At 45.1% G+C, this 22,354-nt stretch carries 18 protein-coding genes; 16 read left to right on the forward strand and 2 right to left on the reverse strand.

Annotation, left to right across the window (positions count from 1 at the left end):
* The first annotated feature begins 95 nt into the window (after positions 1 to 95).
* The 7 genes from ACN9MT_RS03835 (at position 96) to ACN9MT_RS03865 (ending at position 5,662) form a co-directional block, all read left to right on the forward strand.
* On the forward strand, positions 96 to 1,643 hold the full coding sequence (locus ACN9MT_RS03835) for a fatty acid--CoA ligase family protein (protein ID WP_426272803.1): 1,548 nt from the start codon (positions 96 to 98) through the stop codon (positions 1,641 to 1,643).
* A gap of 66 nt (positions 1,644 to 1,709) precedes the next feature.
* On the forward strand, positions 1,710 to 2,144 hold the full coding sequence (mgsA, locus tag ACN9MT_RS03840) for a methylglyoxal synthase (protein ID WP_029340960.1): 435 nt from the start codon (positions 1,710 to 1,712) through the stop codon (positions 2,142 to 2,144).
* 96 nt (positions 2,145 to 2,240) lie between these two features.
* Positions 2,241 to 2,396: a hypothetical protein gene (locus ACN9MT_RS03845; protein WP_197026224.1), complete on the forward strand. Its 156-nt coding sequence runs from the start codon at positions 2,241 to 2,243 to the stop codon at positions 2,394 to 2,396.
* A gap of 134 nt (positions 2,397 to 2,530) precedes the next feature.
* Positions 2,531 to 3,193: a response regulator transcription factor gene (locus ACN9MT_RS03850; protein ID WP_023467381.1), complete on the forward strand. Its 663-nt coding sequence runs from the start codon at positions 2,531 to 2,533 to the stop codon at positions 3,191 to 3,193.
* Positions 3,190 to 4,572 carry a sensor histidine kinase gene (locus ACN9MT_RS03855; protein WP_035409370.1) on the forward strand — a complete coding sequence of 461 codons (1,383 nt, stop codon included), beginning with the start codon at positions 3,190 to 3,192 and terminating at the stop codon, positions 4,570 to 4,572. Before ACN9MT_RS03850 ends, ACN9MT_RS03855 begins: the two co-directional genes overlap by 4 nt.
* 110 nt (positions 4,573 to 4,682) lie before the next feature.
* A complete protein-coding gene (locus ACN9MT_RS03860; protein WP_035409368.1) occupies positions 4,683 to 5,156 on the forward strand; it encodes a competence protein ComK in 474 nt (157 codons plus the stop codon).
* Between the two features lie 98 nt (positions 5,157 to 5,254).
* Positions 5,255 to 5,662, forward strand: a complete 408-nt coding sequence (locus ACN9MT_RS03865; RefSeq protein WP_023467385.1) for a hypothetical protein — start codon at positions 5,255 to 5,257, stop codon at positions 5,660 to 5,662.
* 44 nt (positions 5,663 to 5,706) lie between these two features.
* Here ACN9MT_RS03865 and ACN9MT_RS03870 read toward each other — a convergent pair whose 3' ends face one another.
* On the reverse strand, positions 5,707 to 6,048 hold the full coding sequence (locus ACN9MT_RS03870; RefSeq protein WP_426272804.1) for a hypothetical protein: 342 nt from the start codon (positions 6,046 to 6,048) through the stop codon (positions 5,707 to 5,709).
* A gap of 60 nt (positions 6,049 to 6,108) precedes the next feature.
* Positions 6,109 to 6,486: a truncated hemoglobin gene (locus ACN9MT_RS03875; protein ID WP_426272805.1), complete on the reverse strand. Its 378-nt coding sequence runs from the start codon at positions 6,484 to 6,486 to the stop codon at positions 6,109 to 6,111.
* 138 nt (positions 6,487 to 6,624) lie between these two features.
* Here ACN9MT_RS03875 and addB point away from each other — a divergent pair, with 138 nt between their 5' ends.
* From addB to ACN9MT_RS03920, 9 genes are all read left to right on the forward strand, one after another.
* Positions 6,625 to 10,056 carry a helicase-exonuclease AddAB subunit AddB gene (gene addB, locus ACN9MT_RS03880; protein WP_426272806.1) on the forward strand — a complete coding sequence of 1,144 codons (3,432 nt, stop codon included), beginning with the start codon at positions 6,625 to 6,627 and terminating at the stop codon, positions 10,054 to 10,056.
* Positions 10,053 to 13,604: a helicase-exonuclease AddAB subunit AddA gene (addA, locus tag ACN9MT_RS03885; protein ID WP_426272807.1), complete on the forward strand. Its 3,552-nt coding sequence runs from the start codon at positions 10,053 to 10,055 to the stop codon at positions 13,602 to 13,604. The genes addB and addA overlap by 4 nt, the downstream gene beginning before the upstream one ends.
* A gap of 198 nt (positions 13,605 to 13,802) precedes the next feature.
* Complete coding sequence (locus ACN9MT_RS03890; RefSeq protein ID WP_035409361.1) at positions 13,803 to 14,180, forward strand: response regulator; 378 nt, start codon at positions 13,803 to 13,805, stop codon at positions 14,178 to 14,180.
* Positions 14,161 to 16,704 (forward strand): HAMP domain-containing sensor histidine kinase, encoded by a 2,544-nt coding sequence (locus tag ACN9MT_RS03895; RefSeq protein ID WP_368915353.1) that lies wholly within the window; start codon positions 14,161 to 14,163, stop codon positions 16,702 to 16,704. Before ACN9MT_RS03890 ends, ACN9MT_RS03895 begins: the two co-directional genes overlap by 20 nt.
* An 84-nt stretch (positions 16,705 to 16,788) precedes the next feature.
* A complete protein-coding gene (locus tag ACN9MT_RS03900) occupies positions 16,789 to 17,169 on the forward strand; it encodes a DUF1516 family protein (protein ID WP_056060012.1) in 381 nt (126 codons plus the stop codon).
* Positions 17,170 to 17,308: 139 nt separating this feature from the next.
* Positions 17,309 to 18,307: a class I SAM-dependent methyltransferase gene (locus ACN9MT_RS03905; RefSeq protein ID WP_290788129.1), complete on the forward strand. Its 999-nt coding sequence runs from the start codon at positions 17,309 to 17,311 to the stop codon at positions 18,305 to 18,307.
* A gap of 106 nt (positions 18,308 to 18,413) precedes the next feature.
* Positions 18,414 to 19,904 (forward strand): phytoene desaturase family protein, encoded by a 1,491-nt coding sequence (locus ACN9MT_RS03910; protein ID WP_035409353.1) that lies wholly within the window; start codon positions 18,414 to 18,416, stop codon positions 19,902 to 19,904.
* On the forward strand, positions 19,901 to 21,382 hold the full coding sequence (locus tag ACN9MT_RS03915; RefSeq protein WP_368915350.1) for a phytoene desaturase family protein: 1,482 nt from the start codon (positions 19,901 to 19,903) through the stop codon (positions 21,380 to 21,382). Before ACN9MT_RS03910 ends, ACN9MT_RS03915 begins: the two co-directional genes overlap by 4 nt.
* A complete protein-coding gene (locus ACN9MT_RS03920) occupies positions 21,342 to 22,175 on the forward strand; it encodes a phytoene/squalene synthase family protein (RefSeq protein ID WP_308101137.1) in 834 nt (277 codons plus the stop codon). The genes ACN9MT_RS03915 and ACN9MT_RS03920 overlap by 41 nt, the downstream gene beginning before the upstream one ends.
* Positions 22,176 to 22,354: the final 179 nt, after the last annotated feature.

A 22,354-nucleotide genomic window follows, 5' to 3' on the forward strand; every position in this document is an offset into this window, starting at 1 on the left:
AGTGTTACACTATTCATACGGTCGCTTTTGACTACGTATGGATTTTTTTTACGTAAAAAATGAATATTCATTCATTCGAAAGGGGAATTTTGCTCATGATTGGATTGATTCAATCCGTTGAGGAGACAGCTCGAACACATCCGGACACAACGGCGTATGTGTTTGAGGACACGCAAGTCAGCTATCGTGAGTTCGTCGAGAAGTTTCACCGGGCAGCCGGCGCGCTTGAAGCAAATGGAATTCGAAAGGGCGATCATGTTGCGCTTATCTTAGGGAACAGTCCATCCTTCCTAGTCGCGTACTATGCCATCATGAAACAAGGAGCTATTGCAATTCCAATCAATCCTACATACACGCCGGATGAAATCGGGTATATCCTGATGAACGGTGATGTGAAAGGGATTTTAGGCATTGCTCCGCTTGTCGAAGCTGCAAAAGATCGTCTTGTTCATTTACCGAACCTCAAGATTGTCGTCTCTGTTCCCTATGCGGATCAGGAAGGACCAAACGAAACACATCAACAAGTTACGTTCATCACGCTCGATCGCTGGCTCGAAATCGAACATCCATTGACAGACGTGACGAATGAACTGGATGACATCGCCGTCATTCTCTATACAAGTGGGACGACAGGAAAACCAAAAGGTGCGATGTTATCGCATCGTAATCTGACGTCAAATGCGCGCTCAATCGGAGATTATCTACACGTATCAAGTAAAGACCGGACACTTGCCGTATTACCAATGTTCCATGTCTTTTGTTTGACAGTCGTCATCAATGCTTCGCTCGCACATGGAGCCTCAATCATCATTGCTTCACGGTTTTCACCACAAGAGACGTTTGAGTTAGCGAAAAAAGAACAGGTGACGATTTTTGCAGGCGTGCCAACGATGTATAATTTCTTACTGCAAACCGTGAAGGCACATCCGGAATACGCGACCTATTTTGAGTCAACCCGTCTATTCGTCTCAGGAGGAGCGAGTCTTCCAGTACCACTCCTTGAAGCGTTTGATCAGACATTCCAGTGTCATATCCTCGAAGGATACGGTTTATCGGAAGCATCGCCCGTCACTTGTTTCAATCCGGTCGATGGTGTTCAGAAACCAGGCTCGATCGGTACATCGATCGTCGATGTTGAAAACAAAGTTGTCGATGAACTCGGACAGGAATTACCAGATGGTCAGGTCGGAGAATTGATTGTTCGTGGACCAAACGTCATGACGGGTTATTACAAGATGCCAGAAGAGTCGCAAGCGACGTTACGCGATGGCTGGTTATATACGGGTGATTTGGCTCGTCGTGATGAAGATGGTTATTTCTATATCGTCGATCGCAAAAAAGATATGATCATCGTTGGTGGCTATAACGTCTACCCACGTGAGGTCGAAGAAGTGCTCTATCAGCATCCAAATATCATTGAAGCCGCTGTTATCGGCATACCGGACGAGGAGATGGGCGAAGCTGTCAAAGCATTCGTCGTTGTCCGTGAGACGATGACAGAAGAGGAGGCGCGGACATTCTGTGGCACATCACTCGCGAAATACAAATGTCCGACACAGATTGAGTTCATCGATCGATTACCTCGTAATACGACCGGAAAGATTTTACGGACCGTGTTGAAGAAGCAACCGACGAATTCATGAGTGTTTCAAGAACTTCAGGTTTCTGAAGTTCTTTTTCTGTGCATAGACAAGAAGGAGGGGATACGAATGAATATCGCATTGATCGCACATGATGAAAAAAAAGATGAGATGATGGGGTTTACACGAGCTTATGCTGCGTTCTTCAAGAAAAATACATTGTATGCGACAGGAACGACCGGGCAACGGATCATGGAAGCGACAGATTTACATGTTCATCGCTGTAAATCTGGACCACTCGGCGGTGATCAAGAAATCGGAGCCCTCGTGGCGCAAGGAAAGATCGATATCGTGATTTTTTTACGCGATCCGCTAACGGCGCAACCGCATGAACCGGACGTCTCCGCACTCATTCGATTATGCGATGTGTACGATCTGCCGCTCGCAACGAATGTCGGAACTGCCGAAATTTTAATCAATGGACTCGAACAAGGACAATTCGATTGGAAGGAGATCATTCGAAAACGTCATGAACTAGAACAAAAAAAGTTTTTAGATGATTAATTTTGTGAGAACGCTTCTCATTTTCGTTTAAGCATGCTATAGTCAGTTTGAGGATGATACTGATTATCAATTGCGATGGAAAAGGTGGCGAAGAAAATGGAGATTCTATTAATGACGGGTGTAACAGTATTGCTAGGAGGCGGCGTTGGATTTTTGACGCACGTCGTGAAAATGGAACGACGTCAACAGGTGGCACCTGCGACTTCAAAGAACGAGCAAGTAGCGTATCCAGCGCTCCGTCTCGTCAAATAATAGAAAATTTATGACTTCGCCTTTCTTTTCTTTTGAAAAGAAAGGTTTTTTTGAATTATTATCCACTCTCCCATAATTTTGCGGAATTCCTTTGATACACTGAAACAAAGCACATTAGTCGAGGAGTGAGAGCCATGCATACAATCTATTTGGTTGATGATGAAGTGAACTTGAATCGTGTACTCGTAAAGTACTTGGAACAAGAAGGTTGGCAGGTTAAATCGTTTACATCTGGTGAGGCAGCTGCTTCTGCGATCGTAGAGAAGCCAGATTTGTGGATTTTAGATATCATGCTACCGGATATGGATGGTTTTCAATTGATTAAGCGAATCAAGGCGCATGATGAAACGACACCCGTCATTTTCATTTCGGCGCGTGATGAGGATATCGATAAGATCATTGGTCTTGAGATGGGATCGGACGATTATATTGCGAAGCCGTTCCTTCCGCGCGAACTGGTCATTCGTGTCAAAAAAATCTTAGCACGTACGTATGCGACACCGAAAAGTGGAGTCATTCAATACGGCGATTATATGATTTATCCTGAGAAACGAATCATCGAGGAGAACGGTCAAGAAATTGATCTAACCTCAAAAGAGTATGATCTACTGATTTTATTTGCGACACAAATCGGGACGCCGATGTCTCGCGAGCAGATTCTCGTCAGTGTCTGGGGTGACGATTATTTCGGTTCGGACCGCGTCGTCGATGATCTTGTCCGTCGTGTCCGTAAAAAATTATCGAAACTGGAACTCGAAACGATCTATGGTATTGGCTATCGCTTGGTGTCTGCATGAAAAATCGCAGTCTCGGATTTCAGATTTGGGCGATGTTTCTGCTCGTCATCGTCACATTATCTGCAGTCATTCTCCTTGTCATCCGCTCATCGATCGGAAATTTCATCGATGAACAGGTCTATTCGACGCTTGAGAATAGTGAGGTCTTCTTCTCGAAGGATGCCTCTGTCATCGAGATGCTACAAGATAATCCGATTGAATTCGATCGTCGAAAACAAGAATCTCGATCAGTTAATATCCTATTGCTATCTAAGAACGGAAAACTTTATTACGGTGGGGCACCGCAACAACTGATCAATCAGATGTACCGTGATGCAATTGATCAAAAAACAGTTACGGCAAAGTATACGACGCGTCTTGATAAAGAAGACGTTTATTATAGTATTCGTAAAATGGAAGAGAGCGGTGAAACCTACTATCGTGTCTCTTACGTCTGGGATGCTTATCGACAAGAACTGATTACACAACTGTTTTCAAAAATCGGCTTCGTCGTCATCATCGGTAGTATCTTTACGTTATTCATTGCCTTCTGGTTGGCGCGTCGTCTGACACATCCGCTCGTCGAAATCGAAAGAGCAGTCGGGAAAATCGCGGCTCAAAAGTGGGATACACCACTTCCGCTCGATCGTGGGGATGAAATCGGTCGACTGGCACGGTCCGTCGATGCGATGCGGATGGATCTTGAAAAGCAGGATAAGGCACAAAAATCGTTGCTTCAAAATATTTCACATGATTTGAAGACGCCAATCATGGTCATTCGAAGTTATGCTCAGTCCATTTCAGATGGGATCTATCCAGATGGTGATTTAACCGGCTCCGTATCGGTCATTGATGAGGAAGCGGAACGATTAGAGAAAAAAGTGGCGGCTCTTCTTTACGTCACGAAGCTCGACTATTTCGAGCTCGATCGTTCGACGTGGGATAATGTCGATATCGATCGGATGATACACCTGCTGAAAAATCGTTTTTCTGGAACGAAGTCACTCGAATGGCATGTTAGTGGAGAAGCGGGAATCGTCCTTGGTGAAGGGGAACAATTACGAGTTGCACTCGAAAACGTCATGGACAACGCGATTCGTTATGCTGAAACACAAATTGACATCCGACTGTCTGGGACAGCGGATCAGGTTCATATCGAAATTGAAAATGATGGACCGCCACTTGATGACTCTTCGCCCTTGTTTCATCAATTTTCACGGGGCAAAGAAGGGAAGTTTGGGCTTGGTCTTTACATTGTCAAAAGGATCGTTGAGCGTCATGATGGTACGGTAGCAATTGAGAATCGCCCTGCGGGAAATGGAGTCGGGAAAGTTTGTGTGATTTTTAATTTCCCACGTCACTTTATTGAACAAGAGGAAAAAAAGCCAGAAGAATTTTAAAAACGGGATCCTAGGATCTCGTTTTTTTCGTTAGGAAATAATCGGTATACTCATGCAGAGTAGAAGGAAGTTTGATATAACCAATATAATTCAGAAAGGGAGTGAAGGAGATGTCATACCCAGTTACGGAAGAAACGTTAGCTTTGATTCCACGATATGGTCAATATGGTGAACCACAGACACTTGTCATCAAGGAGCATTCGGAAAGTATTTTAGAGGGTCATCCAATTAAGTTGATTGAAGAATCCTGTTTATATTTTGGTTCATCGATGCGTGGACGGATTGAAGCAGCGCGACATATTCTTGGTCCGAACCGAAAGACACCTGTTTTAGTAGATTGGCAGGCACAAACGATATTTTTTCCGACGACCGCAAAAGAAAAGGCGGAATGCATTTGGATCAATTTCAAGCAAATGAAGACTGTTCAAAAAAAGTCTGGAAAAGTACAGGTAGAGTTTCAGACAGGTCAATGTATTGATACGGACGCATCCGCATACAGCATCGAACGGCAACGAATCAAAACGTTGGAACTGGCGTATGAAATGCAACGGCGCTTCCAATTGCCGGAGTTTAAGAATCGATGAAAAGTGGAAACACATAACAGGAATCTTACTTATGTAAGGAGAAAGAAGTAGAGAGAGAAATCATAGGGAGGTGAAGCGGTAACTTTTACCGCGACACGATGAATGAATCATATGAATGGTTAAATCGCCGAAAATTGCAGCCTGGATTTGGTGCGACAGGTGGCAGACGCTTTATCAGTTCTCGCATCGTACGTCCGGAAAATACACCGGGTAAACGAATCAAAGGAATCAAACGCGCGCGACAACTAGTCGTCGATGATGCCGGAAATCGCCGTTGGGTTACGAAACGAATCGTTGTGACGGATGCTGCGAAGCATGTCACGATGAATCGTCGAACATCGATCGCCTTAAAAGAGACGAATGAATCGCGACTTGAACAAGTCAAACAAAAACTAGCATCTAATAAAAAAGTCTTACTTCCAATCTTGGCGGCAACAGGAATCGCTGTCGCAGGTGGCGTTCTTGCCTATGTCCTTCGTCGGAAGAAAAAACAATCCGATCAATAAAAAAGAAGCCGTTCTCCAGTTGGGAGGACGGCTTCTTTTATGTCTTAAAGGAATCGTTTCCGTAAAGAAGTCGAAAGTGCTTTGTCTGCGATTTCTTCTAGTTCCGTCAAGTTCGTCGGATCAAAGCTATCATTGTAGAACCGACCTACAAAGTCGACACGGTCGTAATCGAGTTCCTTGAAAATCAAGTGTTTATGATCGTCATAAAAAACGACACGGTAGTAATCAGAACCGCGTTCAAGGGTGACGAGACCTTTGATATGGTCCAATTTTTTTTGTTGTTCGGTTTGTTCTTCTTCGAGTGTATCGTCCTCGTTCGTCGATGCTTCTGCTTGCTCAATCGCATTCTTTACGAGTTCCGGTCGTTGTTCTTGTTCTTCCGTCATGTTATATCGCCTCCATTTATTATTTTACATGGAAATGGACAGATGAGAAAGAAAAATCCCTCAGTCCATCTGGTGTGCTTCGCAAACACGTAAGACATTCGTTGCGCCAATCCGTAATCGCTCGAGGAGTTGGAGTCGCGCTTCTTCATTTGGAATCGTATCAAGAGAAGCTATTTCCATCAGTTCCAACCAACGGATGGCATGCTCTTTTTGAATCGGCAATAGCCGGTGAATCATCGCTAAACTCGTCGGCAGTTGATTCGGATCGCGTGGACCTCCTGTCATTTGGGTCAAGAAGGCGAATTGTGCCTGTTCGACACGGTGTCGATCATCAGGGAATAACGGACGCAATAAGGAATCATGGTAGACTTGATGATAGAACGAATGAATCAAAGAGGTGAGTACTTGCTCGCCTCCAAGCATTTCATAGAGCGACAAAAATCATCACCTGCCTTACATTAGGATGTGTTCTGATTATAGCAAATCCATATCGAAAAGACATGCGTCGAAAACAGTACATTTGTTCTTATTTGTGCGATAATAATGATACATAAAAACGTAGAGGAGGTTTTCTTGATGAACCATATGCACATTGGTCGTGCTGGTAGTGGGAAAACGACACAATTGATTGAGCGCGTCGTACAAGAACTCGAGCAACGACCACTAGGCGAGAAGATGTATTTCATCGTTCCGGATCAGATGTCATTTGAAATGGAGCGTCGGATTGCGACAGATGAACGGATAGCAGGTCTTGTTCGTCTCGAAGTCATGAGTTTACGGCGCTTTGCGTTTCATATTTTACGCGATTACGGAAATCAAGCAATTCCATTTCTCGATGAGACAGGAACACAATTATTACTCCGACAGGTCGTCGAGGAATCAGAAGACGAGTTAAAGATTTTTAAGCGTACGAAAAATATGCCAGGATTTTTCCAAGGACTTGATGAACTCATCGCGTCGTTTAAACGCTCATTGATCGAGCCAGATATGTTGCGTCAAGTGAGTGATCGGTCTCTCGAACGGTCACCAAAATTGAACGACCTTGCGTTGATTTATGAGCGCTTTGCGGAACGAATCGTCGATAAGGCACTCCATGCGGATGATTATTATACGACGTTACTTGAGTTGCTTCCGAAAGCGCGACTGGATCAAGCGACGATCATCGTCGACGGATTTTATGAGTTTTCGCTTCAGGAACAACAAGTACTGCTTGCCTTGATGCAACAAGTGGCTGAAATGCATATTAGTTTTACAATGGACGCGGCGGATCCTTATGCAAAACAAACGTCTTTTGGTGTGTCCCAGCGTTGCTACATGCAGTTGATCGGGCAAATGCAGGAACAATCGATTCCGTACGAAGAAATCTTGTATGAACAGCCAATCAAATTTCAATCAGAAGGGCTACGGTATTTAGAGCAGGCCTTGTTAAAGCCAGGTTATCCATCTGTCGATCATGACGTTGAGGGCTTTCAGATGACAGCTGCAGTCAACCGGCAAGTCGAAGCAGAATCAGCCGTGCGGAAAGCGATTCAACTTGTTCGACAAAAAGGGTATCGATTTCATGAAATGGCATTCGTCGTACGACATCTTGAACCGTATGCGGATCACTTGGAACGAGCCTTCCACATGTATGATGTTCCGTATTTCTTGGATCAACGTGAGTCGATGATCCATCATCCGCTCGTTGACTTGATTCAATCTGCTTTAGACATCGTGACATCGGGTTATCGGGAAGAAACGGTCTTTCGTTTACTGAAGACGGAGCTCTTACCGATTCCAGCAGAAGATGCGCGTCTAGCGCTCGATCGTTTCGAGACGTTCGTGCTCGAACGCGGCATCAAAGGGTCGATGTGGCAACAACCGTGGCAATTAAAGCGACGCTTAGCAGAGGAAGTTCGCTTAACGGAAGAGGAAATCGCGCAAGAAGAGGAATTGAATCATCTCCGTACGTTCGTCGTCGACTTGATTGAACCGTTACACCGTCGGTTAAAGCAGGCAAAGACGATGAGCGCGTATACGAAAGGTCTTTATCAATTCCTCGAAGAACAAAAAATTGCAGAACATTTAATGGAATGGCGCAAGCAAGCATTAGAGCAAGATCAGTTACTTGCTGCTCGGGAACATGATCAAGTGTATGAAGCGATTCTTCACCTATTCGAACAGCTAGAAGCTGCTGCGCCTGAGCATACTTTATCAACGGACTTGTTCGTCCAAATGGTCGAGACAGGACTTGAGAGTCTGCGTTTTGCACTTGTCCCCCCATCGCTTGATCAAGTCATTGCGACGGATTATGTGCGTGGACGATTGCAACGAGTGAAAGTCGTCTTTTTACTGGGAGCGAATGATGGTCTGATTCCGTTCGTCCAAGATCAATCGAAGTTACTGTCCGAAAATGATCATGACTTTTTACATGAACATGGTATTCCGGTCGGAAAAGCGTCCCTCGATGTGTTTGATGATGAACTATTTTATCTATATCAAGGGATGATGGCTCCAAGTGAAGCATTGTATGTCAGTTATGCGCTTGTCGATGAAGAAGGAAAGGCGTTGCAACCGGCGGCAATCACGAAACAATTGAAGCGGCAACTGTTGCTTGATCGTCCGATCAAAACACAGTTTGCGGAGGCTGGCGAACATGCACCGCAAGAACAATTCGATTTCGTGACGAGTCCCGATCGCGCGGCAGCAGCGACGGCGATTGAACTCCGCCGTTTACAACGACGTTATCCGATTCAGCCAATTTGGTTTCAAGTATATAATTCACTTCTTGAAAACGGACAAGGGCGCGAACGAATGGGTCTATTCTCAAGTGCCTTGTTCTATCAAAATCAAGCGGAAGCGTTACCTGAAGGGTTGGCGCATCGCTTATATGGCGAGTCTCTGCAAGCGAGCGTTTCGCGTTTTGAAACGTATAATGCTTGCTCGTATAAACATTTTGCTCGGTATGGACTTCGTTTACGCGAGCGAAAGCTCTATAAATTCGAAGCGCCGGACATCGGAAATCTGTTCCACGGCGCATTAAATGATTTGTCGCTCAGTATCAAAGCTTCCGGACGGCACTGGCGCGAGCTCGATAGTGAGACATGTGGAGCACTTGCGAAGGAAGCTGTTGAAAAGGTGACACCAGAAATCCAGAATGCAATTTTGATGAGCTCGAGTCGATTTGGTTATATCAAGAAAAAGTTGACGGATGTCGTCGAACAGACCGCTAAGATGCTCGTCGAGCAGGCGAAGCGAACGGATTTTGAACCAGATCTATTTGAAATCAGTTTTGGGAATGCGACGTTTCCACCTTTACGCTTTACGCTACCAGACGGAACGGAAATTGAATTCACAGGACGCATTGACCGTATTGATCAGGCGATGATCGGTGACCAGTTATACGTCCGTATCATAGATTATAAGTCGAGTGCACGAGGACTGGATTTTGCGGAAATCTATTACGGACTCGCCATACAGATGTTGCTGTATTTGAAAACAGTCGTGGAACAGTCAGAGCTGCTGTATCAACAGCAGGCAAAACCTGCTGGTGCGCTGTATTTCCATGTTAAAAATCCGATGCTACGAGGCGATTTATCTGCTGATGAAGCAGAACGTAATCGACTATTACTCGAGTCCTATCAGATGCAAGGCGTCATTCTCGAGAATGATGAGGTACTGCGAGCGATGGATCATATTGCATACGATGAACGAAAAAAATCCCCACTCGTCAAAGTGACCTTCACGAAAAATGGACTGCATAAATCACAGACGAAGGGTGTTGTACAAGAGGCAGATTTATCGGCACTGATGGATCATGCGTGGGAGGCATTAAAAGACAGCAGTCAAGATATCTATGATGGGGATATTGCAATCAATCCATTCGATTATCAGGAACGGACACCGTGTAGTTTCTGCGAATATCGTTCAGTCTGTCAATTCGATGAATCACTCGGAAATCAATATCGTCCATTAAAACCGATGTCTGAAAAAGAGGTACTGGAACGATTGAAGGAGGATGAAGAATGAGCGTGCGTTGGACGGAAGAACAACAACAAGCCATTTCAGCAAGGGGAGGACATATCTTAGTCTCAGCAGCTGCTGGATCAGGGAAAACAGCTGTCCTCGTCGAACGGCTGACGCAACGATTGATCGATCCCGAAGATGAGTTGTCGGCGGATCGGATTCTTGTTGCTACCTTTACGAATGCAGCAGCGCGTGAGATGAAAACGCGAGTCATTGAGGTCATGGATCAACGTATCAAAGAGGCACCGGATGATCTGTATCTAAAAAAGCAACGTCAATTAATGAACCGGGCACAAATTACGACGATCCATTCATTCTGTCTATCGATTCTACGCGAGAATTATTACCGGATCGGTTTGGATCCGGCGTTTCGGATTGCTGACGAATCTGAACTGTTATTACTGCAAGATGATGTCTTAGAAGCGGTCTTTGAGTCGTTCTATGCCTCTGAGGATCCGGGATTCTATGATTTGATTGATAGTTATACATCAGACCGGGACGATCAAGCGATGCTTTCGCTGATTTCAAATCTCTACCGTTTTTCTCGATCCTTACCTGATCCGGAAGCGTTTTATGCGCATTTAATCAATCAGTACGATCAACCAATCGATCCGGATGAGTCTCCGCTCATGCAACGATTGGTCGAACTGGAATGGGAGACGCTGTCGAATCTACTAGGACGCTATCGAGAACTTGCTTTTGAATTGGAACAGTCCGGATATACGGAAATGGGACAGATGATGCGACAGGATATCGCTCCTTTTGGAGTACTTGAAACGTCAGTACGGCAATGGTCGATGGTTGCTCTTGCGTTTCAAGCAGTAGAATTCGGTCGTTGGAAAAGTCCGCGCGGAGATGAAGGCATCAAACCGTTCCAGACAGAGCGGACACGACTCGTTGCAGAATTCAAGAAAATGAAAGAACTGTTTGTCCAAAAAACAGGTGTTGATTACTTGGAGGATTTACGATCACAGCTCCGACATGTAGAAACGATTGTTACACTCGTGCGTCAATTCGCAAGCGATTATCTCGAAGCGAAACAACAACGTGGAATCGTTGATTTTTCGGATCTTGAACATTTTGCATTAGAGATCTTGACGGAAGAGGGACAACCGTCGGATGTGGCAAAACTTCTAATGGAACGCTTCGTTGAGGTACTGGTCGACGAATACCAAGATACGAATGAAGTCCAGGAACGCATCATTCAACTGGTTTCGAAAACGGACGAGGCAACAGGGAATCTATTCATGGTCGGTGATGTCAAACAATCCATTTACAAATTTCGACATGCAGAACCAGGATTGTTCCTGGAGAAGTTCAAACGATTCCAGCAGACCGACGTCGGAACACGCATCGATCTAACAAAGAACTTCCGCAGTCGCCTCGAGGTGTTGGATGGAACGAATCAAATCTTCCGCCAAGTCATGGATGAGACAGTCGGAGAAATTGATTACGATGAAGCGGCGCACCTTCGACTCGGTAATTTAAGCTATTTAGAATCAGAGCAAGTCGACCCTGAATTACTCTTAATTGATCCGCTTGATAGTGAAAAAGAAGAAGTTGAAGCACGAGCGATTGCAACACGAATTCTAGAACTCGTCGACTCTAAACATCCACATCTGATTTACGATGCGAAATCGAACCGATTCCGGACGTGCGAATACCGTGACATCGTCGTCTTGGCCCGTTCGCGCGGCAAGCGTGTTCAGGCACTCGTTGAAGTACTCGAACAGTATGAGATTCCGGTCTATGCAGATACGACGGGCGGATATTTCCAAGCGACGGAAATTCAAATCATGATGGCGTTACTCAAGACAATCGATAATCCACTTCAAGATATCCCGTTCGCCAGTCTGTTACGATCGCCGATTTTCGGTGTGGCGGATCGTGATCTAGGGCGGATTCGAGCAAAACAAAAAGAAGGAAGCTTTTATGAGGCGGCACTCGCGATGGCGACAGAGGAATCAGCACTTGGTATTCGAATAGACGAGATCATCCGTCAGATTCATGCATGGCGAACCGAAGCACGTGGGAGTGCGCTTCCTGCCTTCATTCGATCATTGTTTGATCAGACTGGTTATTTTGAGTATGTCGGCTGTCTCGCTGGAGGCAGAAGTCGTCAAGCTAACTTAAATGCCTTATATGAGCGGGCAAAGCAATATGAGACGTCCGGTTATCGTGGATTGTATCGTTTTCTACGCCTGATCAATCGGTTGATCGAACGAGGAGAAGACTTCGCAGAAGCCCGTTCGCTTGGAGAAGACGAGGACGTCGTTCGAATCATGACGATTCACCAATCAAAAGGACTCGAGTTCCCCGTGACGATTGTCAGCCAATTGACGAAGCAATTCAACAAACAGGATCAAATGCAGGCCATCCAGTTGCATAAGACATATGGCATTGCTCTAGACGCCATTGATCCGATTCGTCGTTTGCGATCTGGAACGCTATTGAAGGAAGTCATCCGTCGGGAAATGGATCGCGAGATGAAGGCAGAAGAGATGCGCGTCTTGTATGTTGCAATGACTCGAGCGAAGGAAAAATTGATTCTCGTTGGGACAGTCAAGGATTTAGAAGATCAAATGGTGGCCTGGCAGATGACGTCACTCGACGAAGTCTTACTACCTGAAAATGACCGGCGCCAAGCGAAGAGTTATGCGGAATGGGTCGTTCCGGCAGTCTTACGCAGTAGTTTACTACGTCCGGATGAGACGAACTGGTCGATTCGCGTGATGTCTTTAGAGGAGTTAGCACCGTATCAAGAAATCTCAACACTCGTGGAGCAACTCGAACACGTTCAAAAGCTTGAAAAAATTGATGTGCCCGTCAATACGCACGTCAAAGAAATCGTTGAAGCGGCATTTTCGTATCAGTATCCGCATCTACTCGCGACAGAGACGGCAGCGAAACAGACCGTCACGGAACTGAAGCGCGCGGAACAGTTGGAACGCGCAGCATTTGAAACGACGTATCGCCAGACGACGTATTACCGAACGCCACAATTCCTTGGACCTGTACTTAGTGGAGCGGAACGAGGAACGGTCCTACATCTAGCGATGCAATTATACAAACCGGGTGCAGCGATTTCAGAACAGATCGATCAATGGGAAACGATGGAACGAATCACACCTATCGAAGCAACGACGATGCGGGAAGCAACACCACAGTTGCAAGAGTTCCTAGACTCCGAGATCGGACAATTGTTCAGCGAACGACTACTGACAAACCACGTCTATCGAGAGTTACCGTTTACGTATAAAATCGGAGCATCACGTTTTCGGAAAGACTGGACGGGTCCAGTGGATGACGCAGTCATGCAGGGAATCGTCGACTGCTTGATTCAGGATGGGGAGTCATATATCTTACTCGACTATAAATCGGATCAAATCGTTACGACGGAAGTCGGACAGACACCTGCTGATGTGTTACGTGAACGGTATGCGACTCAATTGAATCTATACCAAGAAGCATTAGAAGCTATTCTTCATATTCGAATCTCGCGGAAAGTCATTTATGCTTTTGCTTTAGGAGAAACGATTGATTTAGTTTAATTTTACGACTGAGACCTCTCTTGTCCTCCTACTTCAGGTAGAGGCGAGGGAGGTTTTAGTATAGGTCGAAAGAGGGATGAGGATTAAAAGAATAAAATCAAGGTATGGAGTGATTTCCGTTTCTTATTGTGAAAAAACTGTGTAAAATAAAGAAGATATGTCACTTTAATGATGGTTAATTTTGGGAGGTTTTAATAGATGGCACGTATTTTATTAGCAGAAGATGAAGATGTCTTACGTATGTTGGTACTTGATACACTAGAAGATGAAGGATATACGATTGATGAAGCTACGGACGGAGACGAGGCATATCAAAAAATCATGAACACGGAATATGACCTCGTTCTGTTGGATTACATGATGCCTGGGATGACAGGAATCGAAGTCATCGAAAAAGTTCGACAACATCCAGATAAGCAACACTTGAAAATTATGATGTTGACCGCTAAAAGTCAACAATCTGATCGAGAGCGCGCGGAAGAAATCGGTGCAAACTACTTCTTTTCGAAACCCTTTAGTCCTCTTGAGTTGATTGATGTAGTAGGAGGAATATTGAGTGATCACCAAGTGGATTAATCGAAAAATCGGACGCCAACTTATGGCATCCTTTTATGTCGTATTAGCTACATTGATGATTTCATCATTGATCGTCTACAACTACACGGATACGAAATTGCAAGCGACACGGGCGAAATTAGAAGACATCCGAGATCGCAGTGCACGCGCAGGGGCTCTATGGGAAGAATGGCAGGATGTTCAATTCAACATGCGTGGCTATGCCTTGATGGGAAATGAAGAATTGTATACCCAAGTTATGGCTCAACAAGATAAGATTGCTCAGCAAACGGATTGGTTCGAAAAAAATGCAATCTACGATCAAGGAAAGGCATTCGCCCAGTCCTCGAGAGAACTATATCAATACTATTTCGATGCAATCTTGCCGCTTGTTCAATCCTATGTCAAAGCGAAAGAGTCAGGAGATATTACAGAATCCTTCTTGAAAGGAACGACGCTAGCTGAATTGCCACTCGGTCAAAAGTTGTTAACTGAAGGAAAGATTCAGTTAGATAGTCAAGGAAACATCGATGTATTATCAGAGATTAATAAAAGTGAACTGGCACTCGGCGGTTATCGTGAATTTTTGGAAGATTGGGCACAACGGACAAGTGATCAATTGGAGCAGGAAATCCGAACGACGCAACTGATTTGGTTAGCGAATATCGTCGTTTTGATCGCTGTTTTGATCTTTTTCATCTATCCATTCATTCGTCGCATCACGATTGAATTATTGTCTCTCGTTAAGAACAGTCAACGGCTTGCGAATGGTGAAGATGTTTTAAGCGTCAAAGTACCGAATCGTAAAGATGAGATTGGTATTTTAGCACTATCGTTTAATCAGATGGCAAGTTCGATTTCTGAGAATAAACAGCATCTATTGGCAAAAAATGAAGAGTTGCAAGCCCAGCAGGAAGAATTACAAGCGCAGCAAGAAGAATTGCAAGCACAACAACAGGAACTTGAAGAAGCATTGGAACTGACGATGCGCAATGAACAACACCTTCAGTACCGGAATGATCTGACAGAGACGCTCGCGGCACGTGAATCGTTGACCGCTTATCCGGAAATCATCGAGAAGCTCGTCACGATCACGGATTCTGAAATTGGTGCATTAGTATTCGTCGATGAGGAAGAGAGTTATTCCGTCGTCACCTATGGTATGACGGATGAACTGGCAGAGCAGTTACTTCAAAACGATGCGTCACTGTTAAAACGAGCAGAATCACTCAAGACACCAGTTCACTCCTCCAAACAAGTCGCGAGCAATCATCCGTTACCGTACCCGTACTATATGTATGAAACGGCTGTGCCGATTCTCGATCCAACCGCAGATGATATCATCGCGTATATCTATCTGGTCCGTTACCGCGATCAGTTTACGAATGAACAGATGCGGGATGTCATGTCCTTCTCTCGTCAATTGTCGTTATCCCTTCTCCGGATGCGTTTGTTTGACGAGATGACGAGAGAAAAAACGAAAACGGAACGGATTCTCGATTCAATTCGTGAAGCGGTCATTTATCTTGAGCCAGGGAAAGAAGAGGTTTTCGTCAATCGACCACTGTACGATCTATTCCCGGAACTGCGATATGGTGTCCAGGCGGAACAAGAAACACTTCAAACATGCTTAGAAGTCATTCAATCCGTCGTCGATGAACCGGAAAACTTCAGTCGATATGTTGATTCAGTTCTTCGGGGAGAATTACCGACAGATAGTCTACAGTTCTCGATTAGAAACGAAACGGTATTCATTCAATTTTATGTCGAGGTGATTCACATTCATCAGGTGCATAAAGGAACGATGCTTGTCATGCGGGATGTGACGAAAGAAACCGAAATGGATCGTTTGAAATCAGAACTCGTTTCGACTGTATCTCATGAACTTCGAACACCGCTTTCTTCGATTTATGGTTTTACAGAGCTCATGCTCAATCGAGATATTGAAGAATCGCGCCAAGATCGATACTTACGGACGATCCATTCCGAAACAGAACGTCTTGCGAATCTCGTCAACGATTTCTTAGACGTCCAGCGCATGGAGTCAGGCACACAATCGTACAAAAAGACATCTGTGAACATTCATGCGATTGCTGAAGAAACGACACACTTTTATGCGGCTTCGACACAAGCCCACCGGATTACGTTCCGTCACGAAGGAAATCAGTTGCCTGTCATTGAAGCAGATGAAGAAAAAATCAGACAGTTACTCAATAATTTATTGAATAATGCGGTGAAATACTCACCATCTGGTGGTGCGATTGATGTCGTACTCACGACATCACGTGATCAAGTCATTCTTCAAGTTCGGGATGAGGGAATCGGGATTCCGAAACAATCACTCAGTCGTCTATTCGAAAAGTTTTACCGCGTCGATAACTCGGATAGTCGGAAAATCGGTGGTACGGGCCTTGGTCTAGCCATCTGTAAAGAAATCGTCACCGGTCATGGGGGAGAAATTCATGTGGAATCGGTCGTAAGAGAAGGGAGTCTTTTCACTGTCAAATTCCCACTTGTTCAGTCCACACATGTGACAATCTCCTGAAAAAATCATATAGCAACAAAATAACACTAGGTGTTCGTACGGAAATCAGATACGATGAAATAGGAAAAGAAAGGAGGAAATGAAATGCCAATCACAGCATTCGTTCACACACACGTCTTACTTTGGGTACTTTTATTGGTTACGTTCTTCGTCGCGTTTTCGATGTACAAGAACAATAAGAAAGCCGCAAAAGGCATTCATATGGCGTTCCGTCTTCTGCTTTTATTGACGTTCGCGACAGGTCTTTACCTGTACATTAAAATCATGGGGGTGTCTGAAAATCCAGATCCACTCTACCATGCGAAGATCACAGCAGGTCTTTTGACGCTCATCTTCGGAGAATTGACACTCGTTCGTGTCAAAAAAGGAAAAGCCTATTCCGGTTTCGTCATCGGATTCATCGTGCTTGTCCTTGTGACAGTATTCCTTGGCTATTCGCTTCCATACGGTATGAAGTTTTTCTGATTTTATGCGAAATCAAAGAGTCCTTTTCGACCTTTTGGGTCGAAAGGACTCTTTTTGTCGTGTCTGCTAGTAATTTTTGTTTACAAGTGGTTGTTATTTGGGAAAAGGGATGTATTACACAGTAGAGAGGGGAACGCTTGTGGCACAGTTGAAGGAATGGACGAAGGTCTTCCGGGCACGGAAATGGATGAAACGCGCAGAACCGGTGTTACCACTCTGGCATGGATACATCGGTTATAAATATGGGTTATTCGATGCTCTTCAATCGGGAGCGACGCAGGCGGAAGCGCAACTACGGATGCGACGTCCGCTGACACAGGAAGCGTTATCCCGCTGGTTTGAGGTTGGCGTAGCTGTCGGTCATTTAAAGAAAAAAGATTTACGTTATACGGCGACGCGTCATGTATTGCCAGAACTTTCTCAATCAGACGATCGTAGTATCGGTTTTATGTTATCTGAGATGATGGAGCTACATTTACCCGCCTTGTTCTCTTATCCACAATTCCTAGAAGAGGGGCAACAGAAAGTCTTTAATGGAGAAGAACATGGCGACATCGTTGCCGAAACGTCGGCACTTGTCGAGACCGTTGCTTTCCCGGCTGTACGTCATATCATTCGAAGTCGCAATCTGACATCACTGCTCGATATCGGCTGTGCCTATGGCGGTTATCTTCGCAAAATTCATGAGGCGTTGCCTGATTTGCGACTCGCTGGAATCGATATCGAAGAATCGGTCATTGCAGAAGCAAAACGACGAGATACGAGCGGAGAGATTGACTTCGTCGTCGGAGACATCAAAACGTTTGACGTAAAAGAAACGTATGATGGTGTCATGATGAATAATATTTTGTATTACTTCCCACAACCGGAACGTCTTGCTTTACTAAAAGGGGTACGCCGTTTTGTCAAAGATGATGGAACAGTCATTCTCGTCACTCCACTTCGTGACAGTTCACATGGTGCACCGTTCTCAGCAGCATTCAATGCCTTTATGACACTGCATGAGAATTTGTATCCATTACCAAGCCAGGAAGAATTGAAAGAAGATTTATCGAAAGCTGGGTTTGGAAATATTTCGATCACACCATTCTTAAAAGAAGGTGCTTGGTATATCGTGACTGCAAACGCCACTTCCTAAGCGAAGTCTGGCGTTTTTACAGTTGGAAGACAGTTCAAATTTGTCGCTCTTACTATGTGCTTAGTATAATAGTTGAAACGATGAGAGATAAAAAGGAGAGATTTGGGTGAAGCGACGCGTAGCAGTGATAGGAGCAGGACCAGGGGGACTTGCATGTGCCTTGTTATTAGCAGGAAAAGGAGTAGACGTCACCGTTTATGAAAAACAACCGCAAGTCGGTGGACGAACTTCTGCCGTCAAGCTAGGTGAATACACATTTGATCGAGGACCGACTTTTCTTAATATGCCGCATATTTTAGAAAACGTCTTTCACGAAGCCGGTCTACGGTTAGAAGATTATTTAGATCTAAAGGCACTTGATCCGATGTATACACTCTATTTCAAAGGTGGAACAGAACAGTTCACGATGACGACGGATCGGGACCGGATGAAAGAGACGATCGAGCGCCACTTTCCGGGAAATGGGGAAGGGTACGATCGATTCATGGCAGAGCAAGCGTTAAAGCTCGGTAAGTTGATGCCGATTCTACAGACACGTCATGACCGATTAACGGACTACTTGTCACCGCGTGTCTTAACAGCACTTCCGCGTCTCTCACTCGGGCGATCACTTTATGATGTCTTGTCCGACTATTTCACGAGCGAAGAACTGAAGTATGCCTTTACGTTCCAAGCGAAGTACTTAGGGATGTCGGCTTGGGAATGCCCAGGAGGTTTCTCCATCTTGTCTTACATGGAACATGCATACGGTGTCCATCATCCGATTGGTGGGATGCATCAGGTGCCACTTGCGATGCAACGTGCCATCGAAGAACTCGGTGGAACGGTTCAGTTAGGTACAGGCATCAAGCAATTGATCTTAAACGGCAAAGTCGTCGAAGGGGTCATCCTTGAGTCAGGTCAACATGAGTTATTTGATGAAGTCATCGTCGGTGCTGATTTCGCACATGCGATGAATCACCTTGTACCGGAAGGAGTACTGAAAAAATGGTCCCGACCAAAAATTGATCGCAAAAAATTCTCGTGTTCGACGTTTATGTTGTATCTTGGCGTCAATCGGACATTCGATGCGCCACATCACACGATTTATTTTGCGGAAGACTACGAGAAAAACGTTCGCGAGATGACGCAGACTTTAGAATTATCCGATGATTTTTCATTTTATGTTCAAAATCCATCCGTTCTTGATCCGACACTAGCACCTGAAGGAAAGTCCGCCATGTATGTGTTAGTTCCGGTTCCGAACAACTACTCGGAACTCGATTGGTCGATCGAAGGACCAAAATTACGTCGACGTGTTCTGGATACGCTTGAAACGCGTTCACCGTATCAAGGGATTGAAGCGGCAATCGAAGTCGAAGAGATGTTCACGCCGGACGATTGGGAAGCGATGGGGATCCATCAAGGAGCGACGTTTAACCTTGGGCATCAGTTGACACAGATGATGTATTTCCGACCGCATAACCAGTTTGAAGAGCTGGATCACTTGTATCTTGTCGGGGGAGGCACACACCCAGGGAGCGGCTTACCAACAATCTTCGAATCCGCGCGTATTACGGCAGAACTCGTGCTCAAAAAAGAAGGGGTGCGGACATGAAAATAGGATTTGTAGGAGCAGGTGTCGGAACACTGCATGCAGCACTTTTGCTGACAGCAAGACATCCGGGAGTCGAGATTACGATTTTTGAAAAAGAAGCGCATGTCGGTGGTCGATTACGATCCGTCGATTTTGAATCCGGTGGACGCATCGATGAAGGTCCGACAATCGTCTTGATGCCAGGTAAGTTGAAAGAGCAGTTGGCAGAAGCAGGCGTGACGGGAGTAAAACTCGAACGGGTTGATCCATTGTATGACCTTCACTTCGACGACGGGACCGTCGTTACAAAAGTATCTGATGTCGTGGACCAAGCCATTGCAATCGAACGCCAATTCGGCGAAGGTCGTGGATTTTATGAATTCATGCATCAAAAAGAAAAGGATTATAAGACGAGTGTATCGAAATTTTTAGAACGTGGTTATCGTCGGAAAACGGAGCTGTTGCATCCAGAAATGATGCGTCCATTATTACAGATGCACGCTTTAGAGACAGCGCATGATCATTTGAAGCGATACTTCAAGAGTAAATATTTGCGCATGGCATACAGTTTCCCAACATTTTATATCGGAGGAAATCCGTATACGACACCATCCATCTATGGTTTGATTCCATACCGGGAACAAGCAGAAGGTGTCTGGTATGTAAAAGGCGGTTATTTCTCGCTTGCTGAACGCATGTATGACACATTAGTCGAACGAGGTGTCCGGTTCGTCTTCGAGGCACCCGTTGAACGAGTCGTCGTTGACCAAGGACAGGCGAAGGAAATCGTCTTACAAGATGGAACACATGAAGCATTCGATCAAATCGTACTAAATGGAGAGTTTCCATTAATGGAACGTCTTGTGGAAGGTAAACAACCTAAAACATATACTCCTTCAGGCGGGACGCTATTGCTGTATTTCAAGATGAAAGGGAAAGTTGACTTACCGGTGCATCGATTTTTGATGCCGAATGACTTGGAACCACTCATGACAAACATCTTTAAAAAAGGACGATTACCTGAACATCCGGCAGTCTATCTGTTCCATCCGAGTCAGATTGATCGTAGTTTAACAGGAACGGACGATAGCGTCGTCTATTCATTAATTCCTTCTCCCCGTGGCTATGGTGTGAAAGATTATGAAAAAGTAGACTTCGTCGAGACCGTACTCGAAAAAATCGAGCATCATCATCCGGGATTTCGGGAAAAGATACAAGAAATGAAGATTCGTACACCGAATGATGCACAGGCATTTGGACTATACGAAGGTGGCAGTTTTGGAATTGCTCCGACGATTCGTCAATCAGCCGCCTTAAAGACACAGGCAAAACCATATCCAGATATCGATCGACTATATGCCGTCGGTGCATCGGTGCATCCGTGTGGAGGAGTACCAGTCGTCATGATGGGCGCAACGATACTCGTAAACCGAATGGAACAAGAGATGGGGTGGAAACATGAATTCAGTGACGATCCAGAACGCGTATATCAAATGTGAGGAAGTCATTCAGTCCGGGTCTAAAACGTTCTATAAAGCCTTTTCACTCTTACCAAAAGCAGATCGACAAGCTGTTTATGCGATTTATACATTTTGCCGGTTCCTTGACGATACCGTCGACGAATCGGATACACCAAAAGAAAGTTTAATGGCTTTTTTGAATGAATTCAAACGATTCCGCAATGGTGAAGTACTAAATAAACCGTTATGGATTGCGTTAGCAGATGTATTTGAACGTTACGAAATGGATGAGACACCCTTTCTCGAGCTCGCGGAAGGTATGCGTTGGGACATCGAGAAAAATCGTTATCAGACGCTTGAGGAGACAGAGCAATACAGTTATTACGTAGCGAGTACTGTCGGTTTAATGTTATTGCCAATCCTTGCACCTCAACAGCCTGATCTCCGTAAATCTGCTATTGATCTTGGAATCGCGATGCAACTAACGAATATATTGCGAGACGTCGGAGAAGATGCAAAACGCGGCCGCATCTACTTGCCCCATTCATGGATGGAGACATATGGTGTCACAGCGGAGTCATTACTCGCTGGTCGCCCTTCAGGAGACTTCATTGGTCTTTGGGAAGAGGTTGCACTTCGAGCAGAGCATCTGTATGATGCGGCGATTCCATCGTTTGATCGGTATCCACGGGAGAGCAGACGCGCTTTAAAGGCAGCTGCCTTCTTATACCGTGGTATCCTCGATGCGGCACGGGATAATCATTACGACGTCTTTACGAAGCGGGCGTACGTCAGCCGTTGGCAAAAGATGAAGTTGCTCGCAACGATTTAATACAAGACTATAGAAAAAAGACCTTGGCGGGGACCAAGGTCTTTTTTCTATGGTCTGAGACCGGGGAGTCTCAGATTACTTCTACACCAGAGCGAACATCTGGACTACGAGATAGGTCTGTTTCGACCACGGGGATGGTCTTTTCTTTATCGAGCTATCTGTGGACCATTCGGATGAGA

The organism is Exiguobacterium sp. R-17 (assembly GCF_049913315.1).
Classification (GTDB): domain Bacteria; phylum Bacillota; class Bacilli; order Exiguobacteriales; family Exiguobacteriaceae; genus Exiguobacterium_A.